Annotated in this window: 13 protein-coding genes; 3 read left to right on the top strand and 10 right to left on the bottom strand. The window is 75.5% G+C overall.

Features of this window, described 5'->3' with window-relative positions; all coding sequences use genetic code 11:
* The first annotated feature begins 43 nt into the window (after window positions 1–43).
* Together BF93_RS14265 and BF93_RS14260 are read left to right on the top strand one after the other, a co-directional pair.
* Window positions 44–1,516 (top strand): aminopeptidase P family protein, encoded by a 1,473-nt coding sequence (locus tag BF93_RS14265; protein ID WP_051486989.1) that lies wholly within the window; start codon window positions 44–46, stop codon window positions 1,514–1,516.
* Window positions 1,513–4,338, top strand: a complete 2,826-nt coding sequence (locus BF93_RS14260; protein ID WP_051486988.1) for a beta-L-arabinofuranosidase domain-containing protein — start codon at window positions 1,513–1,515, stop codon at window positions 4,336–4,338. Before BF93_RS14265 ends, BF93_RS14260 begins: the two co-directional genes overlap by 4 nt.
* A gap of 9 nt (window positions 4,339–4,347) precedes the next feature.
* On the opposite strand, the gene BF93_RS14255 is transcribed toward BF93_RS14260, so the two are convergent.
* Window positions 4,348–5,016, bottom strand: coding sequence for a LysE family translocator (locus tag BF93_RS14255; RefSeq protein ID WP_051486987.1), 669 nt, complete (start codon window positions 5,014–5,016; stop codon window positions 4,348–4,350).
* A 26-nt stretch (window positions 5,017–5,042) separates the two neighbouring features.
* Between BF93_RS14255 and BF93_RS14250 the strand changes: the two genes are divergently transcribed.
* Window positions 5,043–5,567 (top strand): CGNR zinc finger domain-containing protein, encoded by a 525-nt coding sequence (locus BF93_RS14250; RefSeq protein ID WP_038373507.1) that lies wholly within the window; start codon window positions 5,043–5,045, stop codon window positions 5,565–5,567.
* Between the two features lie 68 nt (window positions 5,568–5,635).
* Here BF93_RS14250 and BF93_RS14245 read toward each other — a convergent pair whose 3' ends face one another.
* From BF93_RS14245 to BF93_RS14205, 9 genes are all read right to left on the bottom strand, one after another.
* Complete coding sequence (locus BF93_RS14245; protein ID WP_038373505.1) at window positions 5,636–7,120, bottom strand: aldehyde dehydrogenase (NADP(+)); 1,485 nt, start codon at window positions 7,118–7,120, stop codon at window positions 5,636–5,638.
* Window positions 7,117–8,676, bottom strand: a complete 1,560-nt coding sequence (locus tag BF93_RS14240) for an NAD(P)/FAD-dependent oxidoreductase (RefSeq protein WP_084148569.1) — start codon at window positions 8,674–8,676, stop codon at window positions 7,117–7,119. Before BF93_RS14240 ends, BF93_RS14245 begins: the two co-directional genes overlap by 4 nt.
* Entirely contained in the window at window positions 8,673–8,996 is a 324-nt protein-coding gene (locus BF93_RS14235; protein WP_051486986.1) for a (2Fe-2S)-binding protein, read from the bottom strand. Before BF93_RS14235 ends, BF93_RS14240 begins: the two co-directional genes overlap by 4 nt.
* Window positions 8,993–10,129 (bottom strand): NAD(P)/FAD-dependent oxidoreductase, encoded by a 1,137-nt coding sequence (locus tag BF93_RS14230; protein ID WP_038373504.1) that lies wholly within the window; start codon window positions 10,127–10,129, stop codon window positions 8,993–8,995. Before BF93_RS14230 ends, BF93_RS14235 begins: the two co-directional genes overlap by 4 nt.
* Window positions 10,130–10,154: 25 nt before the next feature.
* Window positions 10,155–10,859, bottom strand: a complete 705-nt coding sequence (locus BF93_RS14225) for a GntR family transcriptional regulator (RefSeq protein ID WP_051486985.1) — start codon at window positions 10,857–10,859, stop codon at window positions 10,155–10,157.
* A 104-nt stretch (window positions 10,860–10,963) separates the two neighbouring features.
* The gene (locus BF93_RS14220; RefSeq protein ID WP_051486984.1) at window positions 10,964–12,001 is read right to left on the bottom strand and encodes a proline racemase family protein; all 1,038 of its coding nucleotides are present in this window, start codon (window positions 11,999–12,001) and stop codon (window positions 10,964–10,966) included.
* Window position 12,002: 1 nt separating this feature from the next.
* Window positions 12,003–12,899, bottom strand: coding sequence for a dihydrodipicolinate synthase family protein (locus BF93_RS14215; RefSeq protein WP_038373503.1), 897 nt, complete (start codon window positions 12,897–12,899; stop codon window positions 12,003–12,005).
* Between the two features lie 387 nt (window positions 12,900–13,286).
* Entirely contained in the window at window positions 13,287–14,780 is a 1,494-nt protein-coding gene (locus BF93_RS14210) for a glycoside hydrolase family 43 protein (protein WP_038373502.1), read from the bottom strand.
* Between the two features lie 111 nt (window positions 14,781–14,891).
* Window positions 14,892–15,959, bottom strand: a complete 1,068-nt coding sequence (locus BF93_RS14205; protein WP_051486983.1) for a LacI family DNA-binding transcriptional regulator — start codon at window positions 15,957–15,959, stop codon at window positions 14,892–14,894.
* Between the last annotated feature and the right edge of the window lie 20 nt (window positions 15,960–15,979).

Here is a 15,979-nt window from a genome sequence, read left to right as displayed (position 1 = left end):
GGACCCTGCGCACGCGGGTCCGCGACCGAGAAGGAGAGACCCGATGACCGACGCCCCTGCCGCCCCTGCGCCTCCTGCCGCCGGCCCGGCCCGCCCGCCCCATGCCGGCACCCGCGCCCCGCGCCTGGCGGAGGTGCCCGCCTTCACCGCGCACATCGCCCAGGGCTGGGACGCCCCGGCCGTGCGCCCCGACCTGGTGCCCGGCACCGCGCGGGCGGCCGCGGAGCATCGCGCCCGGCTCAGCGCCGCACTGCCCGGGAGGACCCTCGTCCTCGCCTCCGGCACCGCGCCGATCCGCAACGACGACTGCGCTTACCTCTTCCGCCCCGACAGCTCCTTCGTCTGGGCCACCGGCTGCCAGGCCGAGGGCGCCGTGCTGGTGATGACCCCCGTCGCCGGCGGCCACGACGCCGTCCTCCACCTGCCGCCGCCCTTCCGGCCGGGGGAGACGGGGTTCTTCGGCGACGCCCTGCACGGGGAGCTGCGGGTCGGCGCCTCCCCGGGGCTCGAGGAGTGGGCCGAGGCGCTCGACCTCGCGGTGCGCCCCCGTGCCGCGCTCGCCGAGCGGTCCGGGGAGCTGGCCGGCGGATCCGCCGCCGCCTCGGTCCCGCAGGAGCTCGCCCGCGAGCTGGGGCTGCAGTCCGATGCGGAGCTGGACCGCACCCTGTCGGACCTGCGCATGATCAAGGACGCGTGGGAGGTCGCCCAGCTGCGCGCGGCGGTCGACGCCTCCGTCGACGGCTTCGCGGCCGTGGTCCGGGAGATCCCACGGGCCATCTCCGAGGGCCTCGGGGAGCGCTGGCTGCAGGGAACCTTCGACCGGCACGCCCGCACCCACGGCAACGGCCCCGGCTACTCGACGATCGTCGGCTCCGGCCCGCACGCCCCCGTGCTGCACTGGGTCCGCTGCGACGGGCCGATCCTGCCGGACGCCTCGATCCTGCTGGACATGGGCGTGGAGGCCCGCAGCCTCTACACGGCCGATGTCACCCGCACCGTCCCCGCCTCGGGCACCTTCACCGCCGCCGAGCGGCAGGTCCACGACCTCGTGGAGGCCTCCCACCGCGCCGGCCTCGCGCAGATCAGCCCCGGCACCGGGTACCTCGACTTCCACTACGCGGCGATGGAGGTCCTCGCCCAGGGCCTGCACGACTGGGGCGTGCTGCCGGTGTCCGTGGACGAGGCGCTGTCCCCGCAGGGCCAGCATCATCGGCGCTACATCGTCTGCGGCACCGGCCACCACCTGGGCCTGGACGTGCACGACTGCTCCCGCAGCCGGTACGAGGAATACATGGGCGCGCCGCTCGCCCCGGGCGTGGTGATGACCGTCGAGCCGGGGCTGTACTTCCATGCCCACGACCTCACCGTCCCGCCGGAGCTGCGCGGCATCGGCGTCCGCCTCGAGGACGACGTGCTGGTCACCGAGACCGGCTCCGAGGTGCTCAGCCGGGCGCTGCCCATCGACGCCGAGGGCATCCAGGAGTGGACCCGGGCCCGGCTCGGGGAGGCCCCGTGACCGGCGCCGCCCCGGCCCTCACCCCGGTCCCGCCGGGCCGCGTCGCCCTCGCGCCCGCAAGCGTCTTCTCCCCGGCGCAGGAGCGGATGCTGCACCTGGCCCGCACCTACCCGGTGGACCGGGCGCTGGCCGTGTTCCGCGCGAACGCGGGCCTGGACACCCGCGGCGCGCCGCCGCCGGGGACCTGGGAGGACCACGGCCATCCGCAGGAGGAGCCGTGGAGCGCCGAGGACTACCCCGGCCGCGAGCAGGCCCGCACCGCCAACCTGCTGCGCGGCCACTACGCCGGGCACCTCCTGTCGATGCTGGCCAAGGCCCATGCCGCCACCGGCGAGGAGCTGCTGCGCGGGAAGGCCCACGCGCTGGTCGCGGGCCTCGCCGAGGTGCAGCAGGCTCTCGCCGCCACCGGCCGGTACTCCCACCCGGGCTTCCTCGCCGCCTACGGCGAATGGCAGTTCTCGCGCCTGGAGGAGCTCGCGCCCTACGGCGAGATCTGGGCGCCGTACTACACGACCCACAAGATCATGGCCGGCCTGCTGGACGCCCACGAGCTCACGGGCAGCTCCCTCGCCCTCGAGGTGCTCGAGGGCATGGGCCGATGGGTCCACCACCGCCTCGCGCCCCTGGACCCGGGGCATCGGCAGCGGATGTGGTCGCTGTACATCGCCGGGGAGTTCGGCGGCATGAACGAGACCCTCGCGCGGCTGGCCGCCCTCACCGGCGAGGGACTGTTCCTCGAGACCGCCCGGATGTTCGACCAGGAGAACCTGCTGGAGGCCGGCGCCGCGGGCCGCGACGTGCTGGACGGCATGCACGCCAACCAGCACCTCCCGCAGCTCATCGGCTACCTGCACGAGCACGACCTCACCGGGGAGGACCGGTACCTGCGCACCGCGATCGCCCTGTTCGACCAGGTCGTGCCCGGGCGCATGTACGCCCACGGAGGCTCCGGCGAGAGCGAGCTGTGGGGTCCGGCCGGCACCGTCGCCGGGGACATCGGCCATCGCAACGCCGAGACCTGCGTCGCCTACGACCTCGTGAAGCTCGCCCGGCTGCTGCTGGCCCGCACCGGGGAGGAGAAGTACGCCGCCTACCTCGAGCGCGCGCTGACCAACCAGGTCGCCGGCTCCCGTCGCGCGGTCGACTCCGAGGTAAGCCCCGAGGTCACGTACATGTTCCCGGTGCATCCCGGGGCAGTGCGGGAGTACGACAACGCCGGCACCTGCTGCGGCGGCACGGGCCTCGAGAACCACGTGACCTACCCGGAGGGCCTCGCCCTCGAGGCACCCGGGCAGCTGTGGCTGCCGCTGCTGACCGACGCGGATATCGACGCCCGCACCGCGGGGCTGCGCCTGCGCGTGCGCACCGCCGGCGCCCTCGGCGGCCGCGCCGAGATCGAGGTCCTCGATGCTGCGGCCGATGCGGATGCCGATGCTGTCGACGATTCCGCGGTGGCGCTGCACCTGCGCATCCCGCGCTGGGCGGGGGCGGGTGCGCGCGTGCGCGTGGTCCTGGCCGATGCGGCGAGCATCGGCTCCGCGGAGGCATCGACCGGTCCTGCCGCGCGTCCCGCCCCGGCCGCTGACGCGGAGGAGCCGACCCTCCAGCCCGGCACCTTCCACGTCCTGCCGCGGCGCTGGCGGGCAGGGGACCGCGTCGAGCTGGACCTCCCGGCCGCCCCCGTCGCCGTGCCCACGATAGACGACCCCGACCTGCACAGCATCGAGACGGGGCCCACCGTGTGGCTGGCCCGCAGCGAGCAGTCCACGACGCTGGGCCTGCCCCTGCGCGGGCTGCGTCGCCTGGACGGGTCGCTGACCGGGGCACGGATCGCGCCCGACGCGCAGGGCATGCCCCTGCTCGAGCTCGCGGGCCTCCCCTTCGAACCCACCTGGTCGGGTGCGGAAGCCCGCTATCACCTGTATGTCCGTGCGGCCGATGACGAGGTCGCCTTCGCCGGCACGGCGAGCGGCGTGCCCGAGCGCCGCAGCGCCGAGGGCACGACGCTGCTGGCCGAGGTGTGGGCCGAGCCCGCGCCCGCCGACCGCGCCGCCTTCCTCGAACGGGTCCTCGACGTCGCCGCGCAGCGCCTGCGCACGGGGCTGCTCTCCCGGGACGAGGCCCGGGCCGTCCTCGAGGCCGCGGCGCGCGCCGACATCGACGGCTCGGGTGCCGAAGCCGGCGGTGCGCCCGATGCCGCCCCGACCCCCGAGCCCGCTCTGACCCCTGAGCCCGCTCCATCGGCCGGGGCCGCTGCGCCTGCCGGGCCCGAGCTGTCCGCCCTGCTCGCCCGTCTGCCTGCGGTGGATGCCCGCGCGATCCCGCCGACCGTGCGGATCGTGCTGGACGCGCAGCCCGCCGCGAGCGGCTGGTTCACCTCCGCGGTCCATGCCGACCTGGAGGTCCTCGGTGCGGAGGCAGCGGCCCGCGAGCTGCGCCTGGATACGGTGCGATGGCAGGAGGCGCACGGCCCGATCGCCGTGCCCGAGGGCGTCCACCGGATCGAGGCGCGGGTGCGCACGGCCGGCGGCGCGACCGCCCACGCGGTCCGGGAGGTCGCCGTGGACACCGTGCCGCCCGCCTCGACCGCACGGGTGAAGGACCTCGGCAGCGCCTGGGAGATCACCCTGGACGCGACGGACGAGACCTCGGGCCTGGATCGCATCCAGTGGGAGGGTCCCGGCACCTTCTGGGGCACCTTCCACGAGGCCTTCGTGCGCACCCTCACCGACACCGAGCAGGTCCTCGAGTTCGCGGCCACCGATCGCGCCGGCAACCAGGAGCCCCGGCAGCGCCTGGTCCTGCCGGCCCTGCCGGGCTGAGACGCCCCGTCATAGGCGGGCCCGGGCGGGGACCTCGCGGGCCAGCAGCAGCGCGACGGCGCCCAGCAGGGTGCCCGAGATCCAGCGCTGCCACCGCACCCAGCGCGGACGCTGCGCGAGGACGGCGGCGACCGAGCCCGCGGCCAGGATGATCAACGCGTTCACCGCGAGGCTCACCGTGATCTGCACGAGCCCGAGGGCGAGCACCTGCAGCAGGGCGCCGCCGCGCGAGGGGTCGAGGAACTGCGGGATCACGGACAGGTACAGGATCGCGGTCTTCGGGTTGAGCAGGTTCGTCAGGAGGCCGGCCCGGAACAGGCGGCCGGCGCCGTCGGGAGGGAGATCGCTCGCCGCGAGCACGCCCCGCCCTCCCGGGCGCAGCGCCGTCCAGGCCAGGTGCACGAGGTAGAGGACGCCGAGCGCCTTGATGCCGATGAACAGCCAGGGCACCGCGACGAGCACGGCCGCCAGGCCCAGCGCCGTCAGCAGCAGGTACGCCAGGAAGCCGGTGCCGGTCCCCGCGAGAGACACGAGCCCTGCTCGGCGTCCCTGGCCGATGCTGCGCGAGGCCAGGTAGACCATGTTCGGGCCCGGCGTGAGGACCATGACCAGGGCGGTGAGGGCCATGGCGGCCGCCGCGGCCGGGGACACGGGCAGCACGAGCGATGCGGGGATCATGCCCCGCAGTCTGGTGTCATGGTCTTATGCACCTCAACCCTTACGGCGAGTACGCGGTCCTGCTGGCCCGATCCCTCGCCGAGGACTGGCCGGCCGATCGCGCCGGCATCGTGGCGCGCACCCGCGAGTTCGGCATGAGCATGCCCTTCCCGGAGCGGGCCGGCGATCATGCGCGCTGCCGCGAGGTCCTGGACGAATGGCTGCGGGTGGTGGACGCCGACGCGAAGGCCGAACGGGCCGCGCTGCTGAACGCGATCATGGCGGAGGCCTCGGCCTACCCGCGGCTCACGGACCACCACGGGGAGGGGTGGCACCTGCACTACCGCGACGGCGACGACGACCTGCCGCTGGTCCTGCGGGCCGTGCTCGGCGTCGGCACCGCGCTGTTCCTCACCACCCGCGGCATGGGCCGGCTGGGGCGCTGCGCCGCCGCCCCGTGCACGCGGGTCATCGTCGACACCTCCCGCAACGGCACCCAGCGGTACTGCTCGCCCCGCTGCGGGAGCCGCGCCGCCGTCCGCCGCCACCGCGCCCGGCGCCGCCCCGCCTGATCGCCCGGGTCAGCCCTGCCAGATCGCCCGAGGAGGCCCCGGCGTCCGCCGCCGCGATGGGAAGGCGGTCAGCGATGCGTCAGGGGCGTGGCGCCGGGCACGCGCTCGCCGTCGACCAGGCGGGGGATCCCCAGCGGGTTCGCCTCCTGCAGGGCCGGGGGCAGCAGGACGTCGGGCAGGTCCTGGTAGGCGACGGGCCGCAGGAACCGGCTGATCGCGGCGGTGCCCACGCTGGTGGAGCCCGGGGCGGTGCTCGCCGGGTACGGGCCGCCGTGCTGCTGGGCGTGGGTGACGGAGACGCCGGTGGGCCAGCCGCCCCACAGCACCCGGCCCGCCCGGCGGGACAGGATCGCCAGCAGCTCGGCGACGTCCTCGTCCTCCTCGGCATGGAGGGTGGCGGTGAGCTGGCCGGTGAAGCTGCGGGCGATCTCCCGCAGCTGGGCGGTGTCCTCGTACTCGACCACCAGCGCCGCCGGGCCGAAGCACTCCGCCTCGAGCGCCTCGGGCTGCTCGAGCAGGCGCCGGCCGGTGGTACGCAGCAGGGTCGGTGCCGGGGCGGCCGGGCGTCCGTCCTCTCCCGCCCGCAGCACCTCGACGCCCTCGGTCTCGCGCAGGGCGGCGAGGGTCTCGGCGAAGCCCTCGGCGATCCGCTCGCCCAGCATGTCCTGCGCGGCGGGGAGCTCCGCCTGCTGCAGGTGCTCCAGGATGCGGGCGCCCGCGGGGACCAGGAGGGTGCCGGGCTTGGTGCAGAACTGCCCGGCGCCCAGGGTGAAGGAGCCGAGGAACCCGGCGGCGAGCTCCTCGGCGCGCGCGGCATCGGCCCCCGGGGTGAGGACGACGGGGTTGTTCGAGCCGAGCTCCCCGTAGAAGGGGATGGGCTCGGGCCGGGAGCAGGCGAGGTCGAACAGGGCCCGGCCCCCGGGGATGGACCCCGTGAACCCGGCGGCGCGGATCTGCGGATGCGTCACCAGGGCCGGCCCGGCCTCGAAGCCGTGGACCACGCCCAGCACCCCGGCCGGCAGGCCCTGCGCGACCAGCGCCTCGCGCAGGATCCCGGCGACGGCGTCGGAGAGCTCCGGATGCCCGGGGTGCGCCTTGACCACGACGGGGTCCCCGGCCGCGAGCGCCGAGGCGGTGTCCCCGCCGGCGACGGAGAAGGCGAAGGGGAAGTTGCTGGCGGAGAACACAGCCACCGGGCCGATCGGCTCGAGGACGCGGCGCAGGTCGGGGCGGGGCGCGCCCATCGGCCAGTCCGGGTCGGCGTGGTCGATGCGGGCCTCGAGGTGGGCGCCCTCGCGCAGGACGTCCGCGAACAGGCGCAGCTGGAAGCAGGTGCGCAGCAGCTCGCCGCGCAGCCGCGGCTCGGGCAGGTGCGACTCGGCGCGCGCGATCGGCACCAGGGTCTCCTCCTGCGCGGCGAGGGCGTCGGCGAGGTGCTCGAGCACCGCGGCGCGGCGGGCGGGGGTCAGGGCGGCGAAGGCGTCGGCGGCATCGGCCGCGGCGGCGACCGCGGTCTCGACGTCGGGGTGGCGAGCGGGGATGTCGCGGGTCATGCGGTGTCCTCTCGGTCGGGGAGCCCGGCAGCTGCCGGGCCGGTGGTCGGAGCGGGGCGGACGGGCGGGGTCCGGTCAGGGGCCGGGGCGCCGGCGGAGGCGTCGGCGGGGCCCTCGGGCTGCCCGAGGGTCGCCAGCGCCCCGAGGGTGACGGGGACGGAGAGCGGGCGGCGGGAGGCCGCGGCGAGGGCATCGGCGCCGGGGCGCCCGCCCTCGGCGGTCAGGCAGCCCACCGCGAGCGCGCACTCGCGCCCCTGGCACCATCCCATGCCCGCCCGGGTGAAGGACTTCGCGCTGCGGATGTCCCGCCCCTCGAGATCGCGGCGGGCGGCGAGGATCTCCCCGGCGCCGACCTCCTCGCAGCGGCACACGACCGTGTCCTCCTCGAGCAGGTCCGGCCAGGCCTCGGGCAGCGGGTGGGCGCGGTGCATCGCGCCGGCGACGGCGCGCAGGCGGCCGATGCGCCGCGCCGAGCCCGCCGGGACGGGCCTCCCGGCGGCGGTGCGGCCGATGCGCAGCCCCTCGGCGAGCGCGAGCGCGGCTCCGCCCACACCGGTGGTCTCGCCGGCGGCGAGCAGCCCGGGCACGGAGGTGCGGCCGGCGTCGTCGACCTCCAGCACGAGGGAGCTGTCGGCGTCGAGGCGGGTCGCGGCCCCCAGCGACAGGGGCAGCTCGAGCAGCGGGGTGAAGCCCCAGCCCAGGGCCAGCAGGTCGCAGTCGATCCGCCGCGCGGTGCCGGGCAGGACGGCGCCGCGGGCGTCGACGCGGGCGATCTCCACCGCCTCCAGCCGGTCCCGGCCCAGGGCGCGGGTGACGGCGGTGCGGGGCCGGTAGGGCACGCGGCGGCGGGCGAAGGCGGCCGCGTACTGCGCGCCCTCGAGCAGCTTCTCGGGCGCGGCGGCCAGGCGGTGGGCGTGCGGGAGCCATCGGCGCGGGTCGTGGGCCTCGCAGACGGCCAGCACGCGCGCGCCCGCATCGGCGAGTCCCGCGGCCACCGGCAGCAGGAACGGTCCGGTGCCGGCGACCACGGCGCGGCGCCCCGGGGCGGTGCCGGTGGTCTTCACGAAGGCCTGCGCGCCGCCGGCGGCCAGGACCCCGGGCAGGTCCCAGCCGGGGATCGGCAGCTGCCGGTCGTAGGCTCCGGTGCACACGGCCAGCTGCCGGGCCTCGAGCGCGCGGGTGCTGCCGGGGCCGGGGCCGCCGGGGGTGCGGGCGGCGCTCGCATCGGCGCTGGGGGTCACGTGCACGCGGAAGCCGGCCGGGCCACCGGCGCCGGCGATCGGTTCGATCATCCAGGCGTGGGTCGCGGGCAGGACGGCGATCCGTCCTGTCCCCACGTGGTGGGCGAGCCGTGCGCGCAGGCGGGTGAAGGTGCGCCAGCCGTGGTGTCCGTGGCCGTGCGCGGAGGGCACGTGCGCGGCGCCGTGGCGCCAGAACTGCCCGCCCGGGCGCAGGTTCGCGTCCACGAGGGCGACGGCGATGCCGGCATCGGCCGCGGTGACGGCGCAGGCCAGCCCGGCCGGGCCGGCGCCGATGACGATCAGGTCGCTGCTCATCGGCCCTCCTCGGGGTCGGGAGCGGGGGCGCCGGGCTCGCCGAGGACCATGCCGTCGGCGACCTCGACCAGGCAGGCGCGCTGGTCGGCGTATCCGTCGATGCGCAGCAGGCAGTCGTAGCAGACGCCGATCCCGCAGAACATGCCGCGCGGCCTGCCGCCCCGGCGGGTGGTGCGCCAGGCGTCGATCCCGGCGGCGATCAGCGCGGCCGCGACGGTGGTGCCCTCCGGGGCGGTGATCCGCCGGCCCTCGAGCGTGAGGGCGACCTCGCGCGGGGCCGGGGCCTGCGCGTCCCGGGAGCGGGCGGGGCGGCGGCTCATGCGGCCTCCTCGAATCGGGCGGGGGAGAAGGGTGCGAGATCCAGGGCGGTCTGCTGCCCGGTGAGGGCCTGGGCGAGCAGCACGGCCGTGCCGACGGACAGGCCGATGCCCGCGCCCTCGTGCCCGCAGGCGTGCCACAGCCCGGGCGCGCGCGGGTCCGGGCCGATCACCGGCAGATGGTCCGGGCAGTAGGGGCGGAACCCGTGGTAGTGCCGGAGGATCCGCACGTCCGCCAGGACGGGGAACAGGGCGGCGGCGCCGCGGGCGATCGCGCCGAGGGCCTGCGTGCTCACGGCGTGGTCGAAGCCCACCCGCTCCCGGCTGGAGCCGATCAGGACGGACCCGGCCGGGGTGCCCTCGACGACGGGGGAGGACTGCAGACCTGCCGCGGAGGAGCCGACGTTCCCGACGTACTCGGCGGCGTAGACCTTGTGGCGGATCATCGGCGGCAGCGGCTGGGTGACCAGCACGAATCCGCGCCGGGGGAGGACGGGGATCCTCGCCCCGGCCATCGCGCCGATGTCCGAGGCCCCGGTGCCGGCGGCGTTCAGCACGGCATCGGCCTCGAGGTCCCCGCCGGGGGTGCGCACGCCGGTCACGGCGTCGCCGCGGCGCAGCAGTCCGGTCACCGGGGTGCGGGGGCGCAGCTGCGCGCCGCGGAGCCGGGCCAGGCGCAGCAGGTGTGCGGCGGCGAGCATCGGCTGGACCTGGCAGTCCTGCGGGTAGAGGGCGCCGGCCAGGGCATCGGGGCTCAGGTGCGGCTCGGCCTCCCGCAGCGCCGCGGAGTCCAGCCAGGTGGCCTCCACCCCGTGCTCCGCCTGGGTCGCGACCAGGTGCTCGAGGCCGGCGACGCTCTCGGGGGTCGAGGAGACGATCACCCCGCCCTTGGCCTCGAACTCCCACAGCGGCGCGAACTCGGCCAGCTCGGTGCGCCACACGTCCAGGCTGAGCCGGGCGAGCGCCAGCTCGGGGCCCAGCTCCTTGTCCGAGAGCAGGAGGTTCCCCTCGCCGCGCGAGGACGTTCCCGAGGCCGGCAGGTCCCGGTCCAGGACCACCACCTCGATCCCCGCCCGGGCGGCGAAGTAGGCGCAGGCGCTGCCGAGGATCCCGGCGCCGATGATGATCAGCCGCATCGGACCGCCTCCGCGCCGGAGCCGCTCACTCCTGCTCCGCGCCCGCCCATTCGTGGCGCACGTGCTCGATGTGCTGGTGGGTGAGCTGCTCGAGGCCCGCCGCGTCCCCGGCGAGGGCCAGGTCCACCATCTCCTCGTGCTCCCGGGCCAGGGAGACGAGGGTGCCCTTCTCGGCCAGGGACTCCAGGCCGAACAGCCGCGAGCGGCGCCGCAGGGCCCGCACCTCCTGGACCAGGCGGTCGTTGCCGTGCAGGGCCAGGAAGTCCAGGTGGAAGCGCAGGTCCTGGTCGATGTACTGCACGAGGTCCCTGCGCGAGGCGCTCGCGACGATCTCCTGGGCGACGGCCCGCAGCGCCTCGACCTGCCCGGTGAGCTCCGCCGATCCCGGGACGCGCCGGGCGATGCGCGCCATCACCGGCGGCTCGATGAGGCGCCGCAGCTCCGCCAGCTCGTCCAGCTCGCGCGGGGACAGCTCCAGCACCCGGAAGCCCTTGTTGCGCACCGTCTCGATGTGCCCCTCCATGACGAGGTCCAGCATCGCCTCGCGCACCGGCGTCGCGGAGACCCCGAACTGCGCGGCCAGGCGCGGGGCGGAGTAGATCTCCCCGGGCTTCATCCGGCCGGCGATCACCAGGGCGCGCAGGGAGTCGGCCACGCTCTGGCGCAGGCTCTGCCGCTCCCCGAGCGCCGGCACGTCCCACGCGTCCTCGCCCTCGGCGATGGTGGACATGGGTGCCTCCGCTCTGCTCGTCGATGCCCGGCAGCCGTGCTCGGCGGTGCCCGTGACGTCCCTGGAACTGTAGTGGATCGTGCGGGGACGGGACGGGGAAGCACTCAGACATGGCCGGCGGCGCTCCCGTCATCCTCGGCGTCCAGCTCGAAGCCCTCCGGGTAGGGGTCGGTGGGGTCCAGCAGGTACGTCGCCGTGCCGGTGATCCAGGCGCGGCCGGTGATCTCGGGGATCACCGCCGCGCGCCCGGCGACCTCGGTCGTCCCGATCAGGCGGCCGGTGAACCGCGAGCCGATCAGCGAGGCGTTGACGAAGTCCTGCCGCAGCGCCAGCTCGCCGCGGGCGTGCAGCTGCGCCATGCGGGCGCTGGTGCCGGTGCCGCAGGGGGAGCGGTCGATCCAGCCGGGCCGGATCACCATCGCGTGCCGGGAGGAGCGGGCGTCGGAGCCCGGGGCGGCGACGTACACGTGGTGGACCCCGGCGATGTCGGGGCGCTCGGGATGGACGACCCGGCGCTGCGCGGCGATCGCGTCCAGCACCGCGAGCCCGGCCGCGGTGAGTGCGGAGGCGCTGCGCCGGGCGAAGGGCACGCCCAGGTCCTCGGCGCGGACGATCGCGTAGAAGTTCCCGCCGAAGGCCAGGTCGTAGGGCACGCGGCCGATGCCGGGCACCTCCACGTGGGCGTCGAGGTCCACCGCGAAGGAGGGCACGTTGCGCAGGGTGACGGCCCGGGCGGCGCCGTCCTCGACGGCCACGCGCACCGGCACCAGCCCGGCCGGGGTGTCCAGGGTGATCTCGGTGACCGGTTCGCGGACCTCGACCATGCCCGTCTCCACCAGCACGGTCGCCACGCCGATGGTGCCGTGCCCGCACATCGGCAGCACGCCGCTGACCTCGATGAACAGCACGCCGTGGTCGGCGCCCGGGACGGTGGGCGGCTGCAGGATCGCCCCGGACATGGCGGCGTGCCCGCGCGGCTCGCGCATCAGCAGCCGGCGCAGCCCGTCGCGCTCGGCGACGAAGCGGTCGCGCCGCTCGGCCATGCTCGCGCCGGGCAGGGTGCCCACCCCGCCGGTGATGACGCGGGTGGGCATGCCCTCGGTGTGCGAGTCGACGGCGCTGTAGGCCACCCTCGAGCGCATGTCAGCGCAGCCCCGCGTCGAGGTGGCGCTGCACCAGGGAGCGGACCTCGGCCTCCTGCTCGGGCAGCAGCGGCTGGCGCGGCGGCCGGCACCGGGCATGGGGCGCACGGCCGATCATCTCCTGGCCGATCTTGATGGCCTGCACGAACTCCGTCTTCGTGTCCCAGCGCAGCAGGGCGTGCAGCTCCCGGTACAGGGGCAGGGCGGTGGCGACGTCCCCGGCGACGGAGGCCTCGTACAGGGTGCGGGTGGCCTGCGGGAAGACCTGGCTGAAGCCGGCCACCCAGCCCTTCGCGCCGCACAGCCCGACCTCGAGCACCGAGTCATCGGTGCCGATGATGAGGTCCATCCCGGGGGCGAGCTCGGCCAGCTCGTAGCATCGGCGCACATCGCCGCTGAACTCCTTGACCCCCACCACCAGGCCCTCGTGGTGGAGCTTCGCCAGCAGCCGCGGGGTGAGATCGACCTTGGTGTCCAGGGGGTTGTTGTAGGCGGTCACCGGCAGCCCGGCGGAGGCGATGAGCTCGAAGTGCTCGAGGATCGCCCGCTCGTCGGCGCGGTAGGCGTTGGGCGGCAGGGCCATCACCGCCTGGGCGCCGAGGTCGCGGGCCGCCTGCGCGTGGCGCAGGGACTCGCGGCCGGAGTAGGCGCCCACGCCCGGCATCACCGTGAACCCCTCCGGGGCGGCGTCGATCGCGGTGGCCACCACCGCGTCGCGCTCCTGCCAGGACAGGGACTGGTACTCGCCCAGCGAGCCGTTGGGGGCGACGCCGTCGCAGCCCTGCTCGGCGAGCCACGCCACGTCCGCGGCATAGGCCTCGTGGTCGATCTCCAGGTCCTCGCGGAACGGGAGGCTGCTGGCCACGATGATCCCGTGCCAGGGCTTGCGGTCGGTCATGGGTGGTGCTCCTTCGGGAGGTCCCGGGGTCGCCGCTTCGGCGGGGACGGTGGGGTCGTGGCAGGAGAGGGGACGGGGGCGTGCTCGGCGACGGCCTCCTCGACGTCGAGGCAGGTGCGGGCGCGCCCCTCGGGTCGATGATCGCCGGGCGGGCCGCCCGGCGCGCATCCGTCTCGGGATCGCAGAGGCGAGGGCTCGTCGCCGCGGCGGATCCGTTCCGGTGCGGCGCCGCACCCTGAGGGAAAGGTAACACATGATATGTACCATTGCACCAGTGAGCGCGCCGTCCCGCGCGCCGTCTCCGGCGGCGGTCCCGGGACGGGCGAGGGCCCCGCCCTCCCGCCGGGCCGGCGGGAGGACAGCGCCCCGGGGGTCCTGCGGGCGGGGTCAGCCCGCCTTGGAGCCCCACAGCGCGCGGCCGTCGGCGCCCATCACGGAGAAGGTCGGCGTCCACGCGGCGGCGGTCTCGTCCCAGCCGGGCGTGAAGACGCCGTCGAAGCGCTGCCCCTGGATCTGCAGCACCGCGCGGTGCCCGGCCTCCAGGCGCCACGTGCCCGTCACCGCGCCGGAGACGGAGCCGTCCTGGGCGAGGGTGATCTCCTGCGAGTCGACGATCTCGGGGCTGATGGCGCGGCCGTGGTCGACCAGGCGCCAGGAGCCGACGACCTCGGCCCGCTTCAGGCGGGTGCTCTTCGCGCCGGCCGCCGCCTCGCCCGCATAGCGGTGGGGGGAGACGACGGGCCAGCCGTCGCGGGTGTAGTGGATGCGGTGCACGCGCACCTGGTGGAACTCGCCGGTGCGCGGGAACCGTGCGTGGAAGATGAGGAAGACGTTCTCGGTGCCCGGCTCCGCCCAGGCGGAGACGTGCCCGGGGGAGACGTACCCCGGACCGCGCACCGCGTCCTCGCCCGTGCCGGTGACGAACTCGTGGTTGCCCATGAGCTTGAGGGCGTACGGCTCGATGGAGGCGTCGTCGAACAGCGGCAGCGAGGGATCCGCCTTGCACTCGCGCAGGTCCTGGCCCATCGGGTCGAGGTAGGGGCCGGTCACCGAGCGCGAGCGGCCCACGCGGATGTTGTAGCCGCCGTTCGCGTCCAGGCCGCCGAAGGTCAGCAGCAGGTAGTAGTAGCCGGTCTGCTCGGAGTAGAGCATGTACGGCGCCTCGATGCGGGCGTGGTTCCCGCCGATGAGGTGGGTGCCGTAGCCCTGGCCGGGCAGCGGGCGGCCGGTGACCGGGTCCACCTCGAGCACGAAGATGCCGCCGGAGTAGGAGCCGTAGAGCAGCTGGTGGCGGCCCTCGGCGTCGACGAACTCGTGGGGGTCGATGACGTTGGGGTGGACGGTGGCGTCGTAGATCGTCCCGTCCTCGCTGGGCTCGCCCCACATGCCCGAGCGCAGGAAGACGCCCTCGTCGACGTAGGGGCCCTCGATGCTGTCCGCGATCGCGGAGCCCATCGCCGAGCGCGGGGAAGAGCCCTCGCAGGCGCAGTAGTACATCCGGAAGCGGCCGTCGACGGTGTCGGTGACGTCCGCGGCCCAGAGGGTGGTGGTGTTCGCCCACTCGAAGGCCTCGGCCAGCTCGAGGGTGACGTCCTCGAACAGCGGGTTCTCGGGGGTGACGAGGTCCGCCACGCCCTCCCAGTGCAGGAGGTCGGGGGTCCGGGCGGCCGCCAGGTGCGAGCCGAAGACGTAGAACTGGCCGTCGGCGCGGATCACGGAGGGGTCGTGGACCGAGACGTCGGTGAAGCTGGGATCCGGCAGGTCCGTGCCCCCTCCGACGGGGCCGGCCTGCGCCGCGGCGGGCAGCAGGGCGGAGCCGCCGGCGGCGGTGGTGAGCACGAGCGTCGAGGTCAGCAGACGGCGTCGGGACAGGGGGTTCATGCGGGGACTCCTTCGTCCGGGGGAGGGTCGGCGATGATCTGCCCGGGACCTTACATCGTTGTAAACAACGATGGCAAGAGGCTGTTCACCACGGTGCGGAAGGCGCTCGGGTCAGCGCGCCGTCGCCGGCGCGCTCTCGCGGACCACCAGGGTGTGCGGGACGGTGGCCGTCCGTCCCGGGCCCTCGAGCCCGGCGATCCGCTCCAGCAGCATGTCCAGCGCGACCCGCGCCAGCTGCCGCGTGTCCGGGCTGATGGTGGTCAGGGCCGGGGAGGCGAAGGGAGTCTCGGGGATGTCGTCGTAGCCGGTCACGGCCACGTCCTCGGGCACGCGCAGGCCCCGCTCGCGCAGCGCGGTGAGGGCCCCGAGGGCGAGCTCGTCGTTGGCCGCCGCGATCGCCGAGACCTCGGGGTGCGCATCCAGCAGGGCGTGGGTGGAGACCCGCCCGTCGTGGCGGTGCCAGTCCGGGGCCGTCTGCTCGAGGGCATCGGCCGGGTCGAGCCCGGCCCGGGCCACGGCCTCGCGGAACCCGGCGATGCGCAGGGCCGCGGTGCTGTGCGCGGGCACCAGGTCCCCCGCCGGCAGGACGCCGAGGAAGGCGATCTGCCGGGGCTGGGCGGCCAGCAGGTGGGCGGTGGCCTCGGCCATGGCGGCGACGTTGTCCACCCGGGCGTAGTCCACCCCGTGGGGCAGGGCCTCCGGGTCCACGTGCTCGCCGATCAGGACCATCGGCTGCGGCAGCGACGCGAGCGCGGCGAGCCGCTCCTCCGGCAGCAGCAGGGGGTTGAAGATGATCCCGTCGCCCAGGGTCTGCCGGTGTCCCTCGATGAGCTCAAGCTCCTGCTCCAGCCCCTGGGAGAGGCTGTGCAGGAGGATCGTCCGCCGGCGCGCGCGGGCCTCGTCCACGAAGGTCTGCGCGAGGTCCGAGAAGTAGGCGAAGGTCAGCGAGGGGACCGCCAGGGTGAGGATGTCGCTGGTGCCCGAGCGCAGCTGCTTGCCCGCGATCTGCGGGCGGTACCCGAGCTCCTCGATGGCCGCCTGCACCTTCGCCCGCATCGACGGGCTCACGTGCGGGAAGTCGTTGACGACGTTGGAGACCGTCTTGACGGAGACGCCCGCCAGATCGGCGACGTCCCGCAGCCGCGGCGGGCGGCGACGGGGAGAGGGATCGGCGGGCATGGGTCGATTCTGTCACCGTC

Source organism: Brachybacterium phenoliresistens (genome assembly GCF_000576425.1).
GTDB classification, from domain to species: Bacteria; Actinomycetota; Actinomycetes; order Actinomycetales; family Dermabacteraceae; genus Brachybacterium; species Brachybacterium phenoliresistens.
Note: the sequence above shows the minus strand (reverse complement) of the source record. Positions and strands in the feature narration are given on the sequence as shown.

Excerpts from the sequence above, each read along its gene's own strand:
- BF93_RS14225 (WP_051486985.1), bottom strand. The coding sequence starts at position 10,859 with ATGTCCACCATCGCCGAGGGCGAGGACGCGTGGGACGTGCCGGCGCTC.
- BF93_RS14240 (WP_084148569.1), bottom strand. The coding sequence starts at position 8,676 with ATGAGCAGCGACCTGATCGTCATCGGCGCCGGCCCGGCCGGGCTGGCC.
- BF93_RS14245 (WP_038373505.1), bottom strand. The coding sequence starts at position 7,120 with ATGACCCGCGACATCCCCGCTCGCCACCCCGACGTCGAGACCGCGGTC.
- BF93_RS14210 (WP_038373502.1), bottom strand. The coding sequence starts at position 14,780 with ATGAACCCCCTGTCCCGACGCCGTCTGCTGACCTCGACGCTCGTGCTC.
- BF93_RS14220 (WP_051486984.1), bottom strand. The coding sequence starts at position 12,001 with ATGCGCTCGAGGGTGGCCTACAGCGCCGTCGACTCGCACACCGAGGGC.
- BF93_RS14215 (WP_038373503.1), bottom strand. The coding sequence starts at position 12,899 with ATGACCGACCGCAAGCCCTGGCACGGGATCATCGTGGCCAGCAGCCTC.
- BF93_RS14255 (WP_051486987.1), bottom strand. The coding sequence starts at position 5,016 with ATGATCCCCGCATCGCTCGTGCTGCCCGTGTCCCCGGCCGCGGCGGCC.
- BF93_RS14230 (WP_038373504.1), bottom strand. The coding sequence starts at position 10,129 with ATGCGGCTGATCATCATCGGCGCCGGGATCCTCGGCAGCGCCTGCGCC.
- BF93_RS14265 (WP_051486989.1), top strand. The coding sequence starts at position 44 with ATGACCGACGCCCCTGCCGCCCCTGCGCCTCCTGCCGCCGGCCCGGCC.
- BF93_RS14205 (WP_051486983.1), bottom strand. The coding sequence starts at position 15,959 with ATGCCCGCCGATCCCTCTCCCCGTCGCCGCCCGCCGCGGCTGCGGGAC.
- BF93_RS14250 (WP_038373507.1), top strand. The coding sequence starts at position 5,043 with ATGCACCTCAACCCTTACGGCGAGTACGCGGTCCTGCTGGCCCGATCC.
- BF93_RS14235 (WP_051486986.1), bottom strand. The coding sequence starts at position 8,996 with ATGAGCCGCCGCCCCGCCCGCTCCCGGGACGCGCAGGCCCCGGCCCCG.